Origin of the sequence: Bacillus sp. m3-13, assembly GCF_000175075.1 — a bacterium.
In the GTDB taxonomy this organism is placed as follows: Bacteria; Bacillota; Bacilli; order Bacillales; family Bacillaceae_I; genus Sutcliffiella_A; species Sutcliffiella_A horikoshii_C.
Window position 1 is genome coordinate 56,657 of sequence record NZ_ACPC01000050.1, and the last position, 18,324, is coordinate 74,980.

General features: G+C 37.3%; 11 protein-coding genes. 3 read left to right on the top strand and 8 right to left on the bottom strand.

Annotated elements, in window-relative coordinates:
* Positions 1 to 5 precede the first annotated feature (5 nt).
* The 8 genes from M313_RS0121565 to M313_RS0121605 form a co-directional block, all read right to left on the bottom strand.
* Positions 6 to 1,805, bottom strand: a complete 1,800-nt coding sequence (locus M313_RS0121565) for an LXG domain-containing protein (protein WP_010200144.1) — start codon at positions 1,803 to 1,805, stop codon at positions 6 to 8.
* Positions 1,806 to 2,077: 272 nt separating this feature from the next.
* On the bottom strand, positions 2,078 to 4,483 hold the full coding sequence (locus M313_RS0121570; protein WP_010200145.1) for a tetratricopeptide repeat protein: 2,406 nt from the start codon (positions 4,481 to 4,483) through the stop codon (positions 2,078 to 2,080).
* Positions 4,484 to 4,620: 137 nt separating this feature from the next.
* On the bottom strand, positions 4,621 to 5,637 hold the full coding sequence (locus M313_RS0121575; protein ID WP_010200146.1) for a hypothetical protein: 1,017 nt from the start codon (positions 5,635 to 5,637) through the stop codon (positions 4,621 to 4,623).
* A 21-nt stretch (positions 5,638 to 5,658) separates the two neighbouring features.
* Positions 5,659 to 7,311 (bottom strand): hypothetical protein, encoded by a 1,653-nt coding sequence (locus tag M313_RS0121580; protein WP_010200148.1) that lies wholly within the window; start codon positions 7,309 to 7,311, stop codon positions 5,659 to 5,661.
* Positions 7,312 to 7,313: 2 nt separating this feature from the next.
* Positions 7,314 to 7,535, bottom strand: coding sequence for a hypothetical protein (locus tag M313_RS26205; protein ID WP_010200149.1), 222 nt, complete (start codon positions 7,533 to 7,535; stop codon positions 7,314 to 7,316).
* Positions 7,536 to 7,629: 94 nt separating this feature from the next.
* On the bottom strand, positions 7,630 to 8,025 hold the full coding sequence (locus tag M313_RS0121590) for a tellurite resistance TerB family protein (RefSeq protein ID WP_010200150.1): 396 nt from the start codon (positions 8,023 to 8,025) through the stop codon (positions 7,630 to 7,632).
* 410 nt (positions 8,026 to 8,435) lie between these two features.
* Positions 8,436 to 12,482 (bottom strand): right-handed parallel beta-helix repeat-containing protein, encoded by a 4,047-nt coding sequence (locus M313_RS24805; RefSeq protein WP_010200151.1) that lies wholly within the window; start codon positions 12,480 to 12,482, stop codon positions 8,436 to 8,438.
* Between the two features lie 579 nt (positions 12,483 to 13,061).
* The gene (locus M313_RS0121605) at positions 13,062 to 13,865 is read right to left on the bottom strand and encodes a hypothetical protein (RefSeq protein WP_010200152.1); all 804 of its coding nucleotides are present in this window, start codon (positions 13,863 to 13,865) and stop codon (positions 13,062 to 13,064) included.
* Positions 13,866 to 14,258: 393 nt separating this feature from the next.
* On the opposite strand from M313_RS0121605, the gene M313_RS0121610 reads away from it, so the two are divergent.
* From M313_RS0121610 to M313_RS0121620, 3 genes are all read left to right on the top strand, one after another.
* Positions 14,259 to 14,678 (top strand): hypothetical protein, encoded by a 420-nt coding sequence (locus M313_RS0121610; RefSeq protein WP_010200154.1) that lies wholly within the window; start codon positions 14,259 to 14,261, stop codon positions 14,676 to 14,678.
* Between the two features lie 134 nt (positions 14,679 to 14,812).
* Entirely contained in the window at positions 14,813 to 17,887 is a 3,075-nt protein-coding gene (locus tag M313_RS0121615) for a hypothetical protein (RefSeq protein WP_010200156.1), read from the top strand.
* A gap of 48 nt (positions 17,888 to 17,935) precedes the next feature.
* On the top strand, positions 17,936 to 18,316 hold the full coding sequence (locus M313_RS0121620) for a hypothetical protein (protein WP_010200159.1): 381 nt from the start codon (positions 17,936 to 17,938) through the stop codon (positions 18,314 to 18,316).
* Positions 18,317 to 18,324 lie beyond the last annotated feature (8 nt).

Sequence of the window (18,324 nt, forward strand, 5' to 3'; positions counted from 1 at the left end):
CTTATCTATTTATTCCCAAAATGATAACTCTTACTTAGTATATCTTGATGGAGGCGGGGTGAAACAATTAATAAATTGTCTATATCATATACTCCTCCCCCATGATTAATCGGAGTAAGATGATGTAAAACATAGCTTTTCTGCTTCCCATAATGTTGGGATTTCGGGGCAATTGGCGCAAAGCCCTTTTCCATTCTCTTAATATTGGCACTACTAAATTCACCTGCGTATGAAGAAGTTGAAACTGTTTTCCAAAATTCACTTCTAAACGCATCAAAATTTTTAAAACTTTTTCCTTTTAATCTATCAGCAACTTCTTTAGGTACCACACCTGCATTCCCATCTGTACCCCTCATTATAACTTTTGCATTGGAAACTTTGTTAGTTGTAGCAACACCTGGTGTATGTCTTATATTTATATTATCAGCATTTTTTTCAACTTTGGATAAGGTTAAGTGATTCTGCGCTTCCACTCTATCACGTATTACCATACTATCCATCACATTGTGCGGCACTCCAGCAAACCCTGGTTGCAAATGATGAGCAGGCATTATTTGCCCCATCAACTCACGCACCCGCTCCAACCCAGCCACAGATGAACCCTTCACAGAACTCGTCACTTTCTCCCGCTGATTCTTCAGCTTAATATCAAGGTCTGTCTCCACCTTGGTACCTAGCTTCCCAGCAATACCACCTACTTTGGAAAGCCCTTTATCACCCACAACGGAAGTTCCGATGATGGTTGTCGCATAACCTAGCCATTCGCCTCGGCTAGTCGCATCGCCGTGGATGACAGATTCGTTGAAGGAGTTGTAGAGCTCGTGGCCGATTTCTAGCACCAGGCCCGGGTCAGATACTACTGCGTCTAAGAATTCTATTGTTTCTTTTAGCACTTGGTCCGGCTCTGTCGCTAAGCGTTTAATGCCATCCCAGGTGTCGGAAGCAGCGCTGATGATTCCTGCTCCAAAGCCATTGGTGAAGTCCCAGAATGCTTCCCCGGTGGTTTTCTTCTTCGGCTCCGGTCGTGCACAACTCGGATTTGCCCATTGATCAAACGATGCCGCATACCCTATCGGAAAAAACACGCCAAGCTCTGGAAAATGTTCGCTGTTCCATCGCTGCATGACAGTTTGGTTATACAGCTTTGTCTCCAGCTTTCCGTAATCCTCGAGATCCTGAAGTATGGCCGGTGAGAAGCTAGTTAACTTTATCTTACCAGAAGCGAACTGTTGGCTCATTTCTTCTATGTAATTCTGGAGGAGAGATAGGTCCTCGATTAACGCTGTGAACGACTGGGTTTGTTGGTGGTCAAACTGGTGCAGCTTGTCCACAGTTTGGTTTGACGATTGCTTGGCTTGTTGGATGCCCTCGTGGAATTGGTGATCCTGCAGCCTTGGGAGGTACATGATGTCACTAACCCGGCTCAGCTCGGAATTCGTCTCCCCTGTTAGTTCAGTCACCATTCGGTTAAGTTGATTCAATCTGTCCTCCAGCTCACTTGTCAGGAAACCCTCGTCAATAAACCCGCGCGAGTTGCTCTCCAACCCATCTAATTCATATTGCAGCTGTTGAAGCTTAGATTGTAAGTTTGCCAGGAACGTTTGAAAGAATTGTAAGAATGGGAGGTGCGCATATTCATAGAATCGCCTGATCGCACTGGCACCCTTGCCTCGGAAGGAATCCTTTGAGGAAACAAAAGAGCGAATTCCTCTCTCTACATGATTTAGTTGCTTATCGAGTTCCGACAGTTGCTGGCTCATTCCTTTGATTCCATCGTGCAGGGAGGATACGTCTAGAACTTTCATGGTTCGCCTCCTTTTTTCATGTTTTTACAGAAACTGTATATGTGTAAGTATGAGGGTTCGACATTAGGGGGGAGATTCCTGCATGGGATTAGTAATTAGGAAATTTTAACTATCAGAAATAGAAATAATGAGGCGAGCAGCGGCCGCCTCTAATTCTTATACTTAATTTTGTTAAATCATTAAGAAAACAAGCTAAATTATCTAAAGTGTAGACGGGTCAACATCACTGCCCCCTATAAATGTTAGAGGCGGCTAAATCTAGTTCTCTAAAACTAAAAATTAAACTTTAATTCCTCATAGGCAAATTTTTCTTTTAACAATAATTCCCTCATTTCAAGGGTGTAAACATAGTTTAGGTTTTTACTAGACAATTTATTTTTGGATATATATTCATTCTTAATTGCTATACTTTTTAGTATATGATTATTAGCTTCTTCTCTTTTGTCTAATAGAGCAAATGTTAATGCCATATTATGCATAATTTTCGATAATTCAAGGGAATCCTCACCTAAGTTCATTTTGAAAAGTTCATAGGAATCAATAAATAAGGCCATAGATTTCTCGAAATTACCTATGGAGGTTTCTACAATTGCTTCAACATTTTTTGCTCTAGCAATAATCACCTGATTAAGATCAATCTCTTTTTGTAACATATCATTAAGAGTAGCTGTTAAATTCTTAGCATTATCATATTCTTTTAATTCATGGTAACAGCTAATTAAATTCATAATTGTTATTGAAAGGTTTAAATTATCAGGATAATGGATATCATTATATACTTTTAATGATATCGCATAATATTTCTTTGCTTTTTTGTATTTCCTTAAATCTTGATAAAGTTTTCCTAACCCATTTGATGAAAAGGCTAGCGGAAGGCTTTCAGAAGAGTTTAAATGTTGTTTTCTTAACTCAAAAGACTTTAGATAAAGTTTCTCCGCCTCTATTAATTGACCTAATTGGTGATATAACGTGGCTAATCCAAAATATGACTTTGCTATATTCAACTTATCATCAGGTAAAAATTGTTCTCGTATTCTCAATGACTCCATTAATACTATTTCTGTATTTACAAAATCTCTAGATTCCATCATATATATAAATCCAATATCATAAAGGATTATCCCCAAATATTTTTTGTATTCCAAATCTGCATGTAATCTCAAGTGTCTTTCTAACTGCTTGAGTAAAGGCAGAGTTAGATGATTTTTTTTGATGTTGAAAAACTCTCTATCTAACTCCCTAAACCAATCTATAAAGTTGCAAACAGAAATTGCTTTATTCTCCATCAATAAAAATCCATGGAAGAAAGCTTGGTCAACCAATACAATAGCTGATTGAGGATTAACTTTTATGTAGTCTTTTGTAATTTGCGAACTGAAATACTTAAAGAGAAAGCTACGTCCAATTATAACTTTTTCAGGATATTGATAGTCAATTAGGGATTTTTTCATTAACTGATGCATTTCCCATTTACCATCTTCCAGCTCTGATATAAAGGAAAAACGAGTAAGTTTTATATAATCATCAATAGTCATTTGAATGTTGAAATGTTTTGTAAGCGCATTAAATGTTTCTAAATCCCAAGTGTTTGTCAAAGCCAATAACTCTAATGTTTCTTTCTCTTTGCTTAAAAGGTATTTTATAAAACGTTGAAATAAACGTATATCTGTTTTTTCCCAAATGAAATCATTTGCAACAGGGATACGGTCTTTTTTAATTTCCTTAAATAAATCTATTCCTAACCTAATAGAATACGGGTGACCATCAGAATTTAGAAATATCTCATCTTGAATAAGAACATCATTCACATCATTTTTAACTAATAGCTCACGAGTTTCACTCAATGAAAGTGCACCTAGTTCAACTTGCACTAATCTATTCTCCCACTCTTTATCATAGTATTCCCAACCGACCTTCTCCCGTCCAAAAATTACCCACAGTGCGTTAGGAAGTTGTGCTACTAAATCTCGAATCCACTGATCAACAAAATATTCGTAGGCATTCATTCGCTGATTTGTCCATAAAGCTTCATAAGTATCTATAAAAAATACGAAGACATTTATGGAATTAGAAATATGTTTATCTAATTCTTCCGCAAAAATTATCGGCAACATCTCTAACAGGTCATTTACTTCCATTTGTTCAAATGCTGCTATTTTTTCCTTGTCTTCTTGTGAGAAAAAACCTTTTGAACGGCTAGTTATTATATCAATCATCTTTGGTACTAAAGATAAATAGGGGATTTCCTCTGATATTGATATGAAGTCGGCAATCCAACTTCCTTCTGCTATAAAAGGAATTGTTTTTTTATTAAAACTTAGAGATGGATTAACCTTTCGCATATACAAAATATATGCGACATCGAACAATGTAAAGGGTATTCTATATTGGCTTCCAATTGCATTTCGCATGTGAACTAGTGCATTTTCAATGTGTTGATACTCTTTCGTTTCAAAATTTATATAAGTAAACTCTGCTGATGTATGTTTCTCAACTCTTCTCATCAATTCCTTTCTAAGTTCTGTTTTACCAATGCCACCGATTCCTGAAAATGATACTACTTTATATTGACTTCCTTTATTTAATTCTTCGAAAAATAAATCGATCTCCTTCTGTCTACCTGTGTACGTGTTAAGATGTTTACTTCTAATTAACTCTAACATGTTCTTCTTACGCATATAATCCTCTTTCCTTTTTTATTCTCCCTTTTACTAGGTCAAGTTCTCGATGGTTGTGGGGAAAAAACACGACCACATTTCATATTTTTGCATTTAAAAAAAGGGAAGAAAGAGATCTCCCTCTCCCTCTCCCTCTATTACATTTTCCCCTTAATTTCCTCCAATCGCTCTTTACCAAGCTTTAATAGTTCGACTGATTTTTGGGTAATTGCGCCGTCTTCGTCGAGTATTGGAGTGTCAATAATTCCTTTTAGCAGCTGGGCTGTCAGGAATGTTAGGTGAATGGATTTCTTCATCTCTACATCAAATACATTCCAATCTGTTCCGTTTTTAGTAATGATTTCTTGCATGGAATGAATACCTTTTATAAATACATCATTGATATTTGTTAGTAATTCTGTCACTTGTCTAGAGCGGTCTCGCACAGATTCTAGCACTACTTGTGCGCTTTTCATTTGATTTGCTACAACTCGTGCTTCACTTAGGTTTGCATAGGAGTTTTCCAATTTCTTTTTGGCTTGCGCTGACATGATAAGGCCGCCTACTGCGAGGGCAGGTCCAGCTACAATACCGCCTAGTACCATCGTGCCACCTGCCATGCCAAATCCACCTGCAGAAAGTGATCCTCCTCCAAGCCAGGCAAGTGTGGCGTTGGTGCCCGCAACGCCGCTTAGTCCACTAATGGCAGCACCAGTTGAGGCCGTTCCGAGTGCCATTGTTCCTGCGTACGCTCCATAGGCAGCTGCAACTCCCGCTCCTAATGACGCCATGCCCCCACTTGCTAGTTTGACAGCTTCATAGGAGTCTGTCTTTAATTCTCCCAGCAGGTTGTCGGTCGCTCCGAGAGCCTTTAACTCCTCGATACCAGCCGTACTGTCGTCGAATTCCACCTTTTTTAACAGCTCAAAATAGCGAAGGAAATCGCGTACGGAGGTGGATAACATATAAAGCTTTTCTTTCCCTAATTCCTCCAGGTTTTCGTTTGTATCTTGGCGTGCTCCATCTAATCTGATTTCTGCACTATTAATCAGCGACCGTGCCTCTGAGTTATTTCTGTTTGCCTCTTTTGTATTTTTCACAGCTTTAACACCACTACCTACTCCTGTTAGAGCAGATGCCACTACAATTCCAGCGGCGATGAATGGAATGGGCATGCTAGATTCTCCTATCTTTTTCTAAAATTTAAATGTCATTGTGTCATCTTGCATAAAGTCATCAAATTCCTCAAAATCTAAAAATTGTAGCGTAGTCCCGAAAGTGATAGCAATATTATTTAAGTTTTCCTTAAAAACAGAGTGGTCTCCGCTTATGATTGCTTCGTTTATCCCTTCAAAACAGACTTCAAAGGTTGTTTGTCGCTCAGCCAAATGCTCGTGAATAAGTCCCTGTAGCTCCTGTCGTTCTTTTTCCATGACAGCAATCGCATCTTTGGCCAATTGCTCGACTAGAATTCTTTTTTCAGCAGCTAATCGTTGTTCTTGTAATAAGTCCATTGCTGAAGCGTAAATGGCTGATCCAGTCATATAGCCTACCATTCCCCCAACCATGACCAAGCCACTAACCACAACTGCACCCGCTGTTCCTGCTGCTACTACCGGAAGTACAGCTGTTGCCAATGCTGCGCCAATACTGCCCGCGAGCATTCCCGTCCCTTTTTCTCCAAGTTCCTCTAGCAATTGTAGTTCATCAAAATCTTCCTCATTTAAGTACCTGCGAATAGATTTTGTTGTTTCTAACGTGGCAGTGGCAATCATAGCTGGCATGTTGGATTTGGACAGGTTTTGGAAAATAACTTTTCCGCTTCTCTCCATTAATGCTTTTATCGCTGCTCCAGAATAACCTGTGGCATAGCTCAACGCTGCGGCTTGTCCGGTATCTTTTAAAACATTTACAGTAGCATCTTTCAGGTTCGTCTCTTCCCCTTTTGCTACCATAACGATTTGCCGGGATAAACTAATGGCTCCACCAAGGATGGCACCTATTTTTGCCTGTTGCATTCCTGCTTGGTGTGAAACTTTGTGCACTTCTTTCACGGTGTATTTTAGTGAGTCCATTCGGGCATTCATGGCCTCTTTACTACTGACCGATTTACGCAGGCGTTTTTCTACAGATCTTACACGATTTAGTTCTTCCTGCTTTTGCACGACTTTGCTGTTGTCACCGTTTTCCTTAAGATGAGTAATCTGCTTCTTGAGCTCTTTTTGTTGTTCTTGCAGATATTTTCTGGCAGGTTCATATTGCTCTGTGGGAATGTCTAGATTGTTGGCATTCTTGAACTTTTCAAATTCCCCATTTACTAATTTTTTCACATTTTTAATAGAGCTGATTTCAATCAGCTTTTGTTGTGTCAAATCTTTTGGCGGTTCCCAATTAGGGTCTTTGAGCTTTCTCCGCTTTATGTATTCCTCAAGGTCATACTCCCCGCGAAGCTTCATCTGAGAAGTGCCTGTGTAGTTGCCGTTCTTATCCAAGATCGGGTTGCCATTGGCATCTGTTTTCACATGATCAAACTCTTGGTGGTTTTTTTTGCCTAGCGAATCTGTGCGCGATACTCGTTCTGTTTTTTGTTGGATAATATTCTCCGCATTCGTTTTACTTTCTAAAATCACCTCGCCTGCAAAGCCTGCTTGCTGCTTCGCATTGGCATAGGAATTATTTTTAGAACCTGCAATATCCCGCAGCCCTTTTACATAAATGCCAGATTTGATTTGATAGCCTGTGTATGCCTTGATATGCTGTGCATTTGCTGAGCCAAAGCGATTAACTACCTCTGAAGCTGCACCAGCTAGGCCAACATTGATCGCTGTCTTTTTCTTCTTGTCAGACACCGCTATTCCTCCATACCGGAAGGAAGGACAGGTCCCTCGTTCCACTTTATTTCGCTTTCAGTCCAGCCATCTTCCCTTTGAAGCTGTTGGCATGCTTTTATATTTATTTCATAATATTCTTCTTTAGAAAACTGTTCATAAAAAGCCTGCTCATACATTTCATCAATCCTACAAATCAGAGGTCTAGTATCATAGATTGTGCACATATTGTTTTCTAGATACATGCACGTTCCATCTCCACTATCAAAGGTCTTCAATTCCGCAATGTGACCAATGTTTTTACAGCATAAACCGCAACTATTGCACGGAAACGATGCTTTACACACCAACCATCTCGTTCGCTTGAATATGTAGCGCATTGACTTTGATAATCCAAGTCTTGAAATTCTCATAGTCTTCGAGGCTAATATCAAAAGCTTGACGCAGTTCAGCAATGAGGTTTTTCTGCTCCTCATGATAGATTCCATCTGCAAACGCAACTGAAATAGATTCAAGAAACGCAATTCGCTTGGAGCGATTATGGATAAAGCATTGAACTATCTCTTCTAGTTGTAAGTCCTTAAGCTCATACGAATCCCCTAGACCCATTTCTTTCTTATATGTATCTAGCATTATCTTCTCTTTCTCATCTATGATGCCATTCGACATCGCAACCAAATGGGCAAGCTCCAAAAAAGCAATTTTTTCACATTTGTTCAACTCGTGTAGTAGCATGTTAATTCCTCCTATTTGGACATTAGGATAGGTCCCTCGTCCCTCTTTTAAGTATAATTTTAACATTAGTGGATTTTAATAGATATATAAATCTGTATTTTCAGGGGACAATGTCAATCGGGGTTTTAGGGGATAGGTAAGCAGACCCGGAGTGCCTTTAGATTGCTAAAATATAGCTTATGCTAATAATTTTGCCATATCTACGTTCTCCATAACTATCTCACAATAACCTGCAAAAATAGTCGATAGAACTCGCATAATTTATCAAGACCAAATATAGGATTAAACAAATGCTTGAAAATAATTATTGTTGAACAACATAATATAAATAGGTCTGAGGAATACTCCTCAGACCTTACTTTTGTTCTTTAAAGGGAAGGTGGGTCAGCGTACCTGTCCCCTCTAACCGATTATGCTCGCACCAATATGTCTTCTAAAAGAATTTCGTTCAACAGGTTCTCATGTCTATTTTCTTTTGGTATTCTTGCAATTCGGAAGTCGGCATTTTTTATTGCTTTATTTACGATGTTTCTAACAAAACCAGCATTTCCGAATGTATGGTTGCGACGGCTATAGCATTCCTTGTAATAGTCGTGTAATTCTTCTTCTACTCCATCTGCTAAGGAATATCCTTTTTCACTAAGAATAAGTTTAGTTATTTTCATTAATTCCGATGGTGTGTAGTCTTCAAAAGTCAGTTGGTTGGCAAACCTTCTTCTTAATCCTGGGTTGCTATCTAAGAACTTTTCCATTTCCCGTTCGTAACCAGCTACAAGAACTAAGAACTTGCCTCGATCATCTTCCATTCTTTTAAGAAGAATTTCAATAACCTTGTGCCCGGGGTCCTCGGCACCGTACTGTGTTAACTGATAGGCTTCATCAATAAAGAGGGTCCCACCCATTGCTTGGTCGATATATTGAGTAATGAGTTTTTCACTTTCCCCAACATGGGTCCCAATTAATTTATCTCTATTAACTTCAATGAGGCTTCCACGCTCTAATACTCCAAGTGCTTTATAGATGTTGGAAATGATTCGGCTCACTTCCGTTTTACCCGTACCCGGATTACCGCGTAACACGGTATGAAGTGCAAGCTCTTGAATGTTTTTGTTCTCCTCTTTATAGTAACGAACAAGAGTAACGAGCTGTTCAATTTCCTCTTTGACGTTTGATAAACCAATCATTCTATTTAATTCCCCAAGAGCTTGGGACAACAATTCTTCATTAATTGGTACTTGAAACTGCTTGTTTTCGACTCGCTTTGTTGCAGCGAATACATCTTGTTCGTTTAACGTTTCTAGCAACTCTTTTGTCCACTGATCCCGTGGAATGCTTGAACATCGATTAGATTGTTTTTGTATAGTTTTATCAACTATATTTCGTACTGTCCTTCCATTAGAGAAGAAGCGGTCTCTCTTTCTCCATAAAAGGGTAAATTCATCAAATAGTGCTTTTTCACCTAGTTCGCTCAGGCAATGGTTTTTTTCCTGGATCATCTTTTTAGCTATCTCTACCATTTCTTCAGGCGTGTAGTCCTCCAGGTACTCTTTTTTCGTAATTCTACTATCTAATCCTGGATTTGATTCTAAAAATTGTTGCATTTCTTTCTCATAACCTGCAACAATAACCATAAATTCACCACGTCGGTTTTCCATCTCTTCTAATAAGACAGCTATAGCCTCTAAACCAAAGTCCTTACTTCCGCCTTTATTTGTTAGTTCATATGCTTCATCAATAAAAAGTACTCCACCGATAGCCTCGTCAATTTTCCCCTTTGTTTTAGGAGCAGTATGACCAATAAATTCTCCAACCAGTTTTTCTCGGTTTACCTGTACAACATGGCCCTTCTCCAACAGGCCCATTGCTTTATATAGCTTTCCAAACAACTTTGCTACGGTTGTTTTTCCAGTCCCCGGGTTCCCGTAGAGTACAGTATGCGGGGCAGCCGGCATTACTTGTTCCGGGCTACCGACTCCTAGAGATGCTTTTAGTTTATTTACCTCGATCAGGGTAATCATTTCTCTAATATCTTGCTTTAATGGTTCCATCCCTATTAGAGAATCTATTTCATCTAGAATAGTTTGTAATTCTGGGTTTGTTACGGAAGCAGATGGAGTGTGTTTAGTTGTCTCTTTACTAATTGAGTTTTCAGAAGAAGAAGGCTCCAACTCCAGTTCGTGCATCCCAATGTTGTAGAAAACTTTAATGTTATCTGTCTCTTCTATACTAAAATGTTCACTGAATGTTCCGAACATATCTATCTCGTCTTTACTGTGAAAATAGCCTTTCACTTGCTTTTCCTTTAACAGTTCTTTTACGTCGTAATTTGTCACTCTGCTGTGTTTTTCTAAAATAAACATATCAAAAGAATTATCCAACATTCCATCATTTGATGAAGGTATTTTGCAATCTCCCAAGAAGTAATCAATTTTTTTTATTTGACTAAATAGTTGTTGAAATTGAGTAACATCCATTGGAGATCCATTTCTTCCGAACCCTGCAAAAGTTACCCCTTCAATATGTAATATCTTACCATTCATATCAATAATATTAGTTTCCGAAAATAGTTCTTTATCTTCTTTTTCAAAATAATGGGTAATAGCTAATTTAGGAACGGTGTAATAATGATCTATTCTCCTAATGGCCTTTTTATCTAAACCACCTAATAGAATAACAAGGTCTGGTTGCTCAACCGGAAAGCGTATATCGCTGAACCCCAAGTTACTATACATAACAATTTTCAGCTTGCTTTCTCTACCATCCTTTCCATTACTTGCTGAAGTTACTTTTTCAGTCTTTTCATTTAAATTTAGATTACTTTGCTCACAGACATTATTATTTTTTACGTTATTACTTATAGAACACCCAAAAAAGGCACCTGTGCTTTTGGTAAGTGATACGCCAAAACCTGGACTATTTACAATTGTACAGTTACGGAATAAAGGGTTTTTCCCTTCTATAATCTCTATATTACAGTTTAAGTTATTGGAAATTTGACATTCATTAAAATACCCTATCCCATCCTTGTCGATGAATACGCCTGAATTGGCACAATCAATAATTTTGCATTGAATGAATTCAGGATAAGAATATTTTGAAATAACAACTCCATAACCAACTTCATTTGAGATGTGACAATCCTGAATTTTACCTTCTCCAAAATTATCGTTTCGAAAAAAGCCGTACAACTTACTGCTTCTTATAATGGGATTTCCACCATCAATACATATCGAGTGCGATTTATTGGTATGGACATGGCAATCTTCCATTACACCGTCTCCCAAAAATGTTACTCCACCCTCATCAGAGTTATGAATAGTACATTCTCTTATCAGTGGCTTAGCATACTCCTCCACCAATACGTTAACCTTTTTATTATGGTGAATTGCACAGTTCTCAAACGTTCCTGTTTTTTTCTTTATAATATGTATTCCATTGTTTTCTCCATTGTGAATATCACATTTCTGGAAAGATGGATTGTTTTCACTTTCTATTAAAACATTTACAGAGTTATTATTTATGTCGGTATTACTTACTTTTCCAGTAGAATTGTTTCCAAAATATATACCGGCAATTCCATTTTTGAAGAGGGTACTTTCATTTACCACTACTTCTTTATCCATTACATTAATGCCGTGCAATTTATTATCGTAAACTGTGCAACCTTCCAAAGTGGCTTTTGCGCCTGTCTCTATGAGTATTCCTGACAAACGACTATCATATATTTCTGATTGCTTCAACGTTATGGTAGCATCTTGGTGAACCCAGATATTATTTTCTTCATGGCTGTATATTGGGCAGTTCTCTATTAAAAGGTTGCTATTTCCTTCCACTAATACACCACTTTTACTTCCATTAAATATTTCACTGCCATTTATGTGACCGCTTGATTGATTGATAAGATGTAATCCGTTACTAGCGTTACTATAAACCTTGCTATCTACTATACTAATAAATGCAGAATCGGCAAGTATGGCATTGATGCTATTATGATGTAGTTTACAGCCAATAATCTTAGGAAAAGCTCCGTTTGAAACGTATACCCCACTAATATTACAAGTACTTATTTCGCAATTTTCTATTGTTGGTTTAGTAGAATCGCCATCAATAATAACTCCATTGCCTGCTTCTGAACTAATAGTACAATTGGCAATTATAGATGAGCCGCCTAAATAAACAGCATTCCCTTCTCCGATATGTTTAATTGAGAGATTCTCTAATCTAGCATTTGAATTATTTATACGTATGGCATAGTCATCATTAGATTGAATGACGACTGGGTCATCTTCGGAGTTCCCTACAATTTCTACAGCTGTATTTATGGTTAAGCTTTCTTTATACATACCAGGTTGTACGATAATTTTAGTACCATCTTTTGCTTTATTTAAAGCCTGCGAAATGGTTCTGCAGCCAAAAATTGAAGTCTTTGAGACTGTAATTTGATTTGAGTTAAACATGATATACCTCTCTCTGTTAGAATGATAATATGAGAAAAAAGAATAAAATAAAAGGTAAGAGTATATTAGAGTGTTAAAAACAGTGGAATTAACACAAGAGGAATGCTCATTGAGAAACAAAAACTAGAAATCTTACTTGGGATTTGTGTATCTCTATTCTTCTTACTCTGTAGAATAGTTGATAAAAGTACAGTTAAAATTCCTATTGGAAGAGAATAATAGATAAAATTTTCTCCACCATGAATTAGTAACAAAATAATGGTTAAAATTAATCCGACTAATAGACCTTTCATGTTGACCTCCAATCAACTTAACAGGAAACTATACACTATTTTACCAAAGTATTTATTGTAACAAAAGTAAAATAAATGTAACATTTGAAGAAACAGGAGAGTTTTACGCTCAGTTACATGACTATGTTCTAATCAGTTAAGTTTCCAAAGTTATGTTTTAAAGTTCACATTATGCTATTTCTTCCTTTTCATTTGGCTAGCCTAAAATACAGAAAAGAGACCTGTCCCGATGACAAGTCTCTTTTCTGTATACAGTATAGTTGTTTTTGATGGTATGGACTGTCCCTCAACGTTCTCTTCTTCTTAATCGATCAATCTCATCTTCCATTCCGCTAACTTTGCGTTCGAATGCTTCGTTTGCGTTTTGGAATTGCCACTCTACATCTTCCATTTGCTCTGTATAACGGTCTTCCATTTCTTGCATGGTATCGTGCATATACTGTTTTTGCTGCTGATGATTCTTTTCGAAATGAAAGAGATTCAAGGCTTCCTTTAATGAATCCGCTCTACCGGTTTCCAAATATCTTTTTAAAGTACGCAAAATACCCAATTGATGATATGTATGATTAATGTATCCAGTTCGCTGCATTTCTCTACGAATTTGAGCAATTAGTTTCCCTTGATTTTCGTTGAAACGTTTTTGTATATTGTCCCATTCTTTATTATATAGCTCACTATATTTCTCTTGCTGTTCTTTTATGTATTCATATTTTTTATTTTTATATTCAGCATCCATTCTTTCTTTCACCTTATCATTATAACTCCCTATCATTAGATAACCGAATATTGGCAAAGCATACATTGCAATCACGCCAACCATATAGTAGACAAGTAAATGACTAACTTGATCAGGGTAGAACAGTAGAAACAAACACAGTGTTACAACAAAGATAAAAATTGATCCCATACATCCTAAATATTTTCTTTCACCAGGTTGAGGAAATAGCTTGTAATATTGCTCTGTCAGCTTACCTTCGTTGTCAGTCATCCCTTTCAACGAAACCCGTGGTTTGGTTGCTTCTAGTTGTTGAATTTTTTCCGCTTGGGATAATAAACGGTTAATTTCTTGTAGAGATTGTATTTTATCCATATTTAACACTCCTTCTAAAAAAATACTTTAGTATCATATCACAAAGAGGTAAGAAAAAGGACCTATTTTTCTGCAATACTGACTGCTTAATTGTCTCCTTCAATGTCCGTGGCTTTCTCACTTATCTAAATTAGATTTACCTGTGGCCAGAATTTCCTTATCGACACAAACACTTTCTAGTTTTAATAAATTATGTATAGACGGGGCAGCGTGCCTGTTCCCTCAATCCTCTTCTTTCGAGATTTTAATATATTCGAAAAGATAATTTAATATAAACTTAATTAAAAATAAGCCTATATATTCTTAAATTGTTTAAAAATAAGTATTTTAGTATATTATTCCTTCATGTATAATAGGTGATTGTAACTATTAGACATAGGGGGAAAATACATAATGAGTGGTTTTGTAATAAACAAAACTTTGCGCGGAGCACAGCATACTGTGGATTCTGTGAAGGGTGAGATTCTTACATATTTAGAAGACAAGTACCAAACAGTTATTAAAAATGAGGATGATAAAGCTATTAAAGTAGCTCTGACTCCTCTTCATTCTGCAAAGTTTTCAAAAAGTGAAGGTAGCATTCTAATAAAGAAACAGGATGACAGAGTAAAAGTTTCTTTTAAAGGAAAACACAAAATGGCCGCTCGTACCATCGTTGGTTTTTGTTGCTCTGCCTTACTTGTTCCTGCTGGTGGTTTAGGAATTGCCTTATTAATCATGTGGATCTTCATTTATACGAAAAGTACTAAAACTAATGAAGGTCTAATTAAAGAAGTTTTCGAGGAAGCAGCGGAAGAGCTTAATCACAAGTAAGCATAAGTAAGAAGCAGGGGAGAATTTCCCTGCTTTTTGCGTTTTATTATTGTGGGAGGTTTAGATCCCCTCTATACGTAGCACCTTTAGGTTTTAAAATAATTATTTACATATTAAAGGGGAAAATTTAAAAAATGAAAAAAATAGTTTTATGGTTGTTAATTATAGCTGGGATATGCGGGGCCGGTTATGGAGGCTATTCTCTTTTTCTAAGTGATAAGACTGCTGCCAACAGTTTGATAGAGAAGAACGTTGAAAGTATAGACCCGGATAAAATAATAGATACAAAGTTTGATGTTCCTATTGATCACGTTTGGAAGATTTCATTTGGTGATGAATTAGAGTCTGATACGGTGACAAAGAAAAATGTAAGGGTATTAGATGAAGATGGTGGGGAGTTGGATGTTCCGGTTGTTTTAAATGACTCATTAAAAACAATTGAAATTTCTCCTCCTTCAGGAAATTATAAAAAAGGGACTTATTATGAATTACATATTTCAAGCGAAGTTGCTTATACAGATGGTTTTCAAGTAAGTAAACCGTTTGTGATGGCTTTTGTTACCGCACGTGACGAGGTAGAAGAAGCCTCTTTTAATGAAGCATTGATATACATAGAAGAAACAGATGTAGTAGAAGTTGGAGAGACTGTCATTACATTAAAAAACAATGAAGATACTGCTTTATTGGGTGAAGAAGATATTATTCTTATTCCTAAAGAAGAGTTAATAGCTGGTTATCATCAGGCTTATAAAATAGTTTCTTCCAAAGTAGAGAATGATTCGATTGTTCTAACAGTTGAGCTTCCAGCATTTCATGAGCTTTTTGAAAGTATAGATATTTATAAAGAGTATGAAGTGCTTACCGATCAAACGGTAATTATTCCTGCTGAAGGGGTGGATGTTGAGTTATCCACTGCTTATAGTCCAGATAATATGATTGGTTCAGACCGTTCTGAGACAGTCTCGAAAAAGGGAGAATATCAAGTAGATCCTCCTCCTAAAGAGATTAAAGCTAATATTGATAAGGAAAGCATCAGATTTTCCTTTAAAAATTTCAAGTTTGACATTGAAGATACAACAATACAATTGGATGCCTATTTGGATATGCATTATCCTACCTTTCTATTGGACTATCAGCTAGGTTTAGGCGGCCTAAAGCGATTAAATGCTCTCTATTCCAGTGAAATGGAAGCGGGCGTTGAGAATTCTATGGATGTTGAGCTTAGCGATTACATTAAAACGTTAAAAAGAGAGAAAAAGTACAATAGTATTCGCAAACGCGACGGTTGGCTAATTGAACGCGATATTCCTTTGGCGAGGATACTTGCTCCAACAGGGATTCCTCTGGTCTTCATTGAAAATAGGGTGAATTTGACGGCAGGAATTGACGGCAAAGGGAAGGTAGTGGCGCGCGCTTCCGTTAATAAAACGGTTCAACAGCAGTTTGGAATTGTAAAAGCAAAAGGTAAGTATAACGGTCATATGAAGGTGGATCGAGAAATCAGTACCAGTGTGATTGGCAGCGGAATGCTTTCCTTAAAGGCTGGCCCACTTGCTGCTATAGCCCTTAAAGGTGGAGACGCATTAGGTTTGGGTATTGAAGGTACTGCGAACGGTTATGCGGATGGAGAAGTAAAAGTTGGAGGTACAAATAGTAAACAATCCAACTTAACAGTTGATGAAACTGCTTTAACTTTAGAAAAGTTAAATGATACAGATTTTGTTTTTTGCTCCAATTTTGATGTCGGTTTCTTATTAGGTGCTAGTTTTGTCGTAGACACTGTAAAAGATCATATGCTATGGGAACTTGTGATTTCTCAAAAGAAATATCCGGCTTTCCAATACAATTCTTGTAAGGAGTTAGTTAGTTTGAAGGCTTCTGAAGAAAGTGTCAATACCAACTCCGGGAGCGAATTAAAGCTTGATATAGTTGGTGAATTTAAGGATGCAGGCTCTGGTAAAACTTCTGATTCTTCCCTGCTGACTGGGGATAAGGTCATGGATATGACAGTCACTACCTTAGATAAAAATATTGCAAAGGCAAAGTTTATCCAGATCAACAAAAAGGAAGAAAAGAATCCGAAAAGTAAAAAGGCTAAGTATAAACTTTCCATCACTACTTTGGCAGAGCCTGATGGGGAACAGACAGAGGTTATTGTTACCTATAATGACAGAAAGACAAGAGAGGAACATTCTGTTACCATTCCGATTGTTTTGGAAGATCAAAAAAAGCTTACGGATGATGAAATTCAGAGTATAATGAATCAATACTTAGAATGGTTTTTGTCAGCGAAGGAGTTTATGGCCGCACCCTCTCCAACAGATAATCTTACGGAGTATGTGGATGCTAATTTAAGCAGTTTTGAAGAGTCGGTATCCACTCTTGTGACGGAACGTTTTTCTAGAGATAATGAATCCTTTATTAGAAATAATATTTCTACTTTCGGAAAATTAGAAAATGCTCCAAAGTTTGATGTTAGGTTTGAGATACTAGAAAACACTCCTTCAAAAATCATGGTTAAATCAGTAATTATGCCGCAAGTCTATCCTGCTGCCTATATTGAATTCGGTTCTAACGTTATATTAACGGCTATTAAGGATGGAACTGAGTGGTATATCGATGAGATTACTTATTCTCAAGCTCCCGAGAATCCCGTTAATTTTAGCTGGTCAGAACTAGAATATTATGATTTGGAATATTTGGGTGAGATGAATTTACGAACCACCGTAGGCTATCAAGCGACAACCTTTGATTATGCTGAAGGAGAAACGAAAGTGTACCTTGTCCGGAATCCCTTTGGGGAAGGTATCGACGGGATAACGGCTGCCAGCGGGAATATTGTAACGATACCAGAAGAATCACTTCCAAAAAATTTAAGACCAAAACCAGCCATCACTGGCGATTCTGATACGATTGTATTGGAGTATTCCATGGAAGAAGACGGCACTGTATCTGCAAATTTTGAACAAGATTCTACAATAACCATTCAAGTTGGGCAACGCGTGGAGATTCAAAGGATAGACAACCTGGATAGAAATAAATTTTATGACAATATAATGGTTTCAGCAGGTCCTGTTGAATGGGAAGCGTCAGGAGGCAATTCTCCTGTACTTGTCGGCAAGAAGGCCGGGGTAACGGAGCTGTCGATTATTCCTTTTTCCTATGAACATGACTTAGCACATGTGATAAATATTGAAGTGGTAGAGTGAGTTGCTGAGTGCAATGAGCTTCTTTAGTAGTAAATTGGAGGTGCGAAGATGATACGTAAGGTAGAGCATACTCTTAGACCCTACTTATATGCTTTTGTTGCTTTTACAGGACTTTATATAGTGACCCAACAAGCATTAGAAGAGTTCCTAGTTATAAAACTGTTTTTTTATATTTTATTTGCGTTGATAAGTGTTCCTTTCGGGAAAAGCATGCACAAGTATGTGAACATTATTTTTGGCAGGATTAACTGGGACGAACAGTGCGTGATTAAGGAATATCGCATTTTAAAACGAATGATGCAAGGGGTTGGGGTCGTCCTACTTTACTTCTACCTTCAACTAGGAATCTTGTTTGTGTTCTTACCAAGACTTCTTTTTTTTTACGGTTTACGGAGGAATCCCTCTATTTATACCATTAATGTTAGCTAACTTGTATC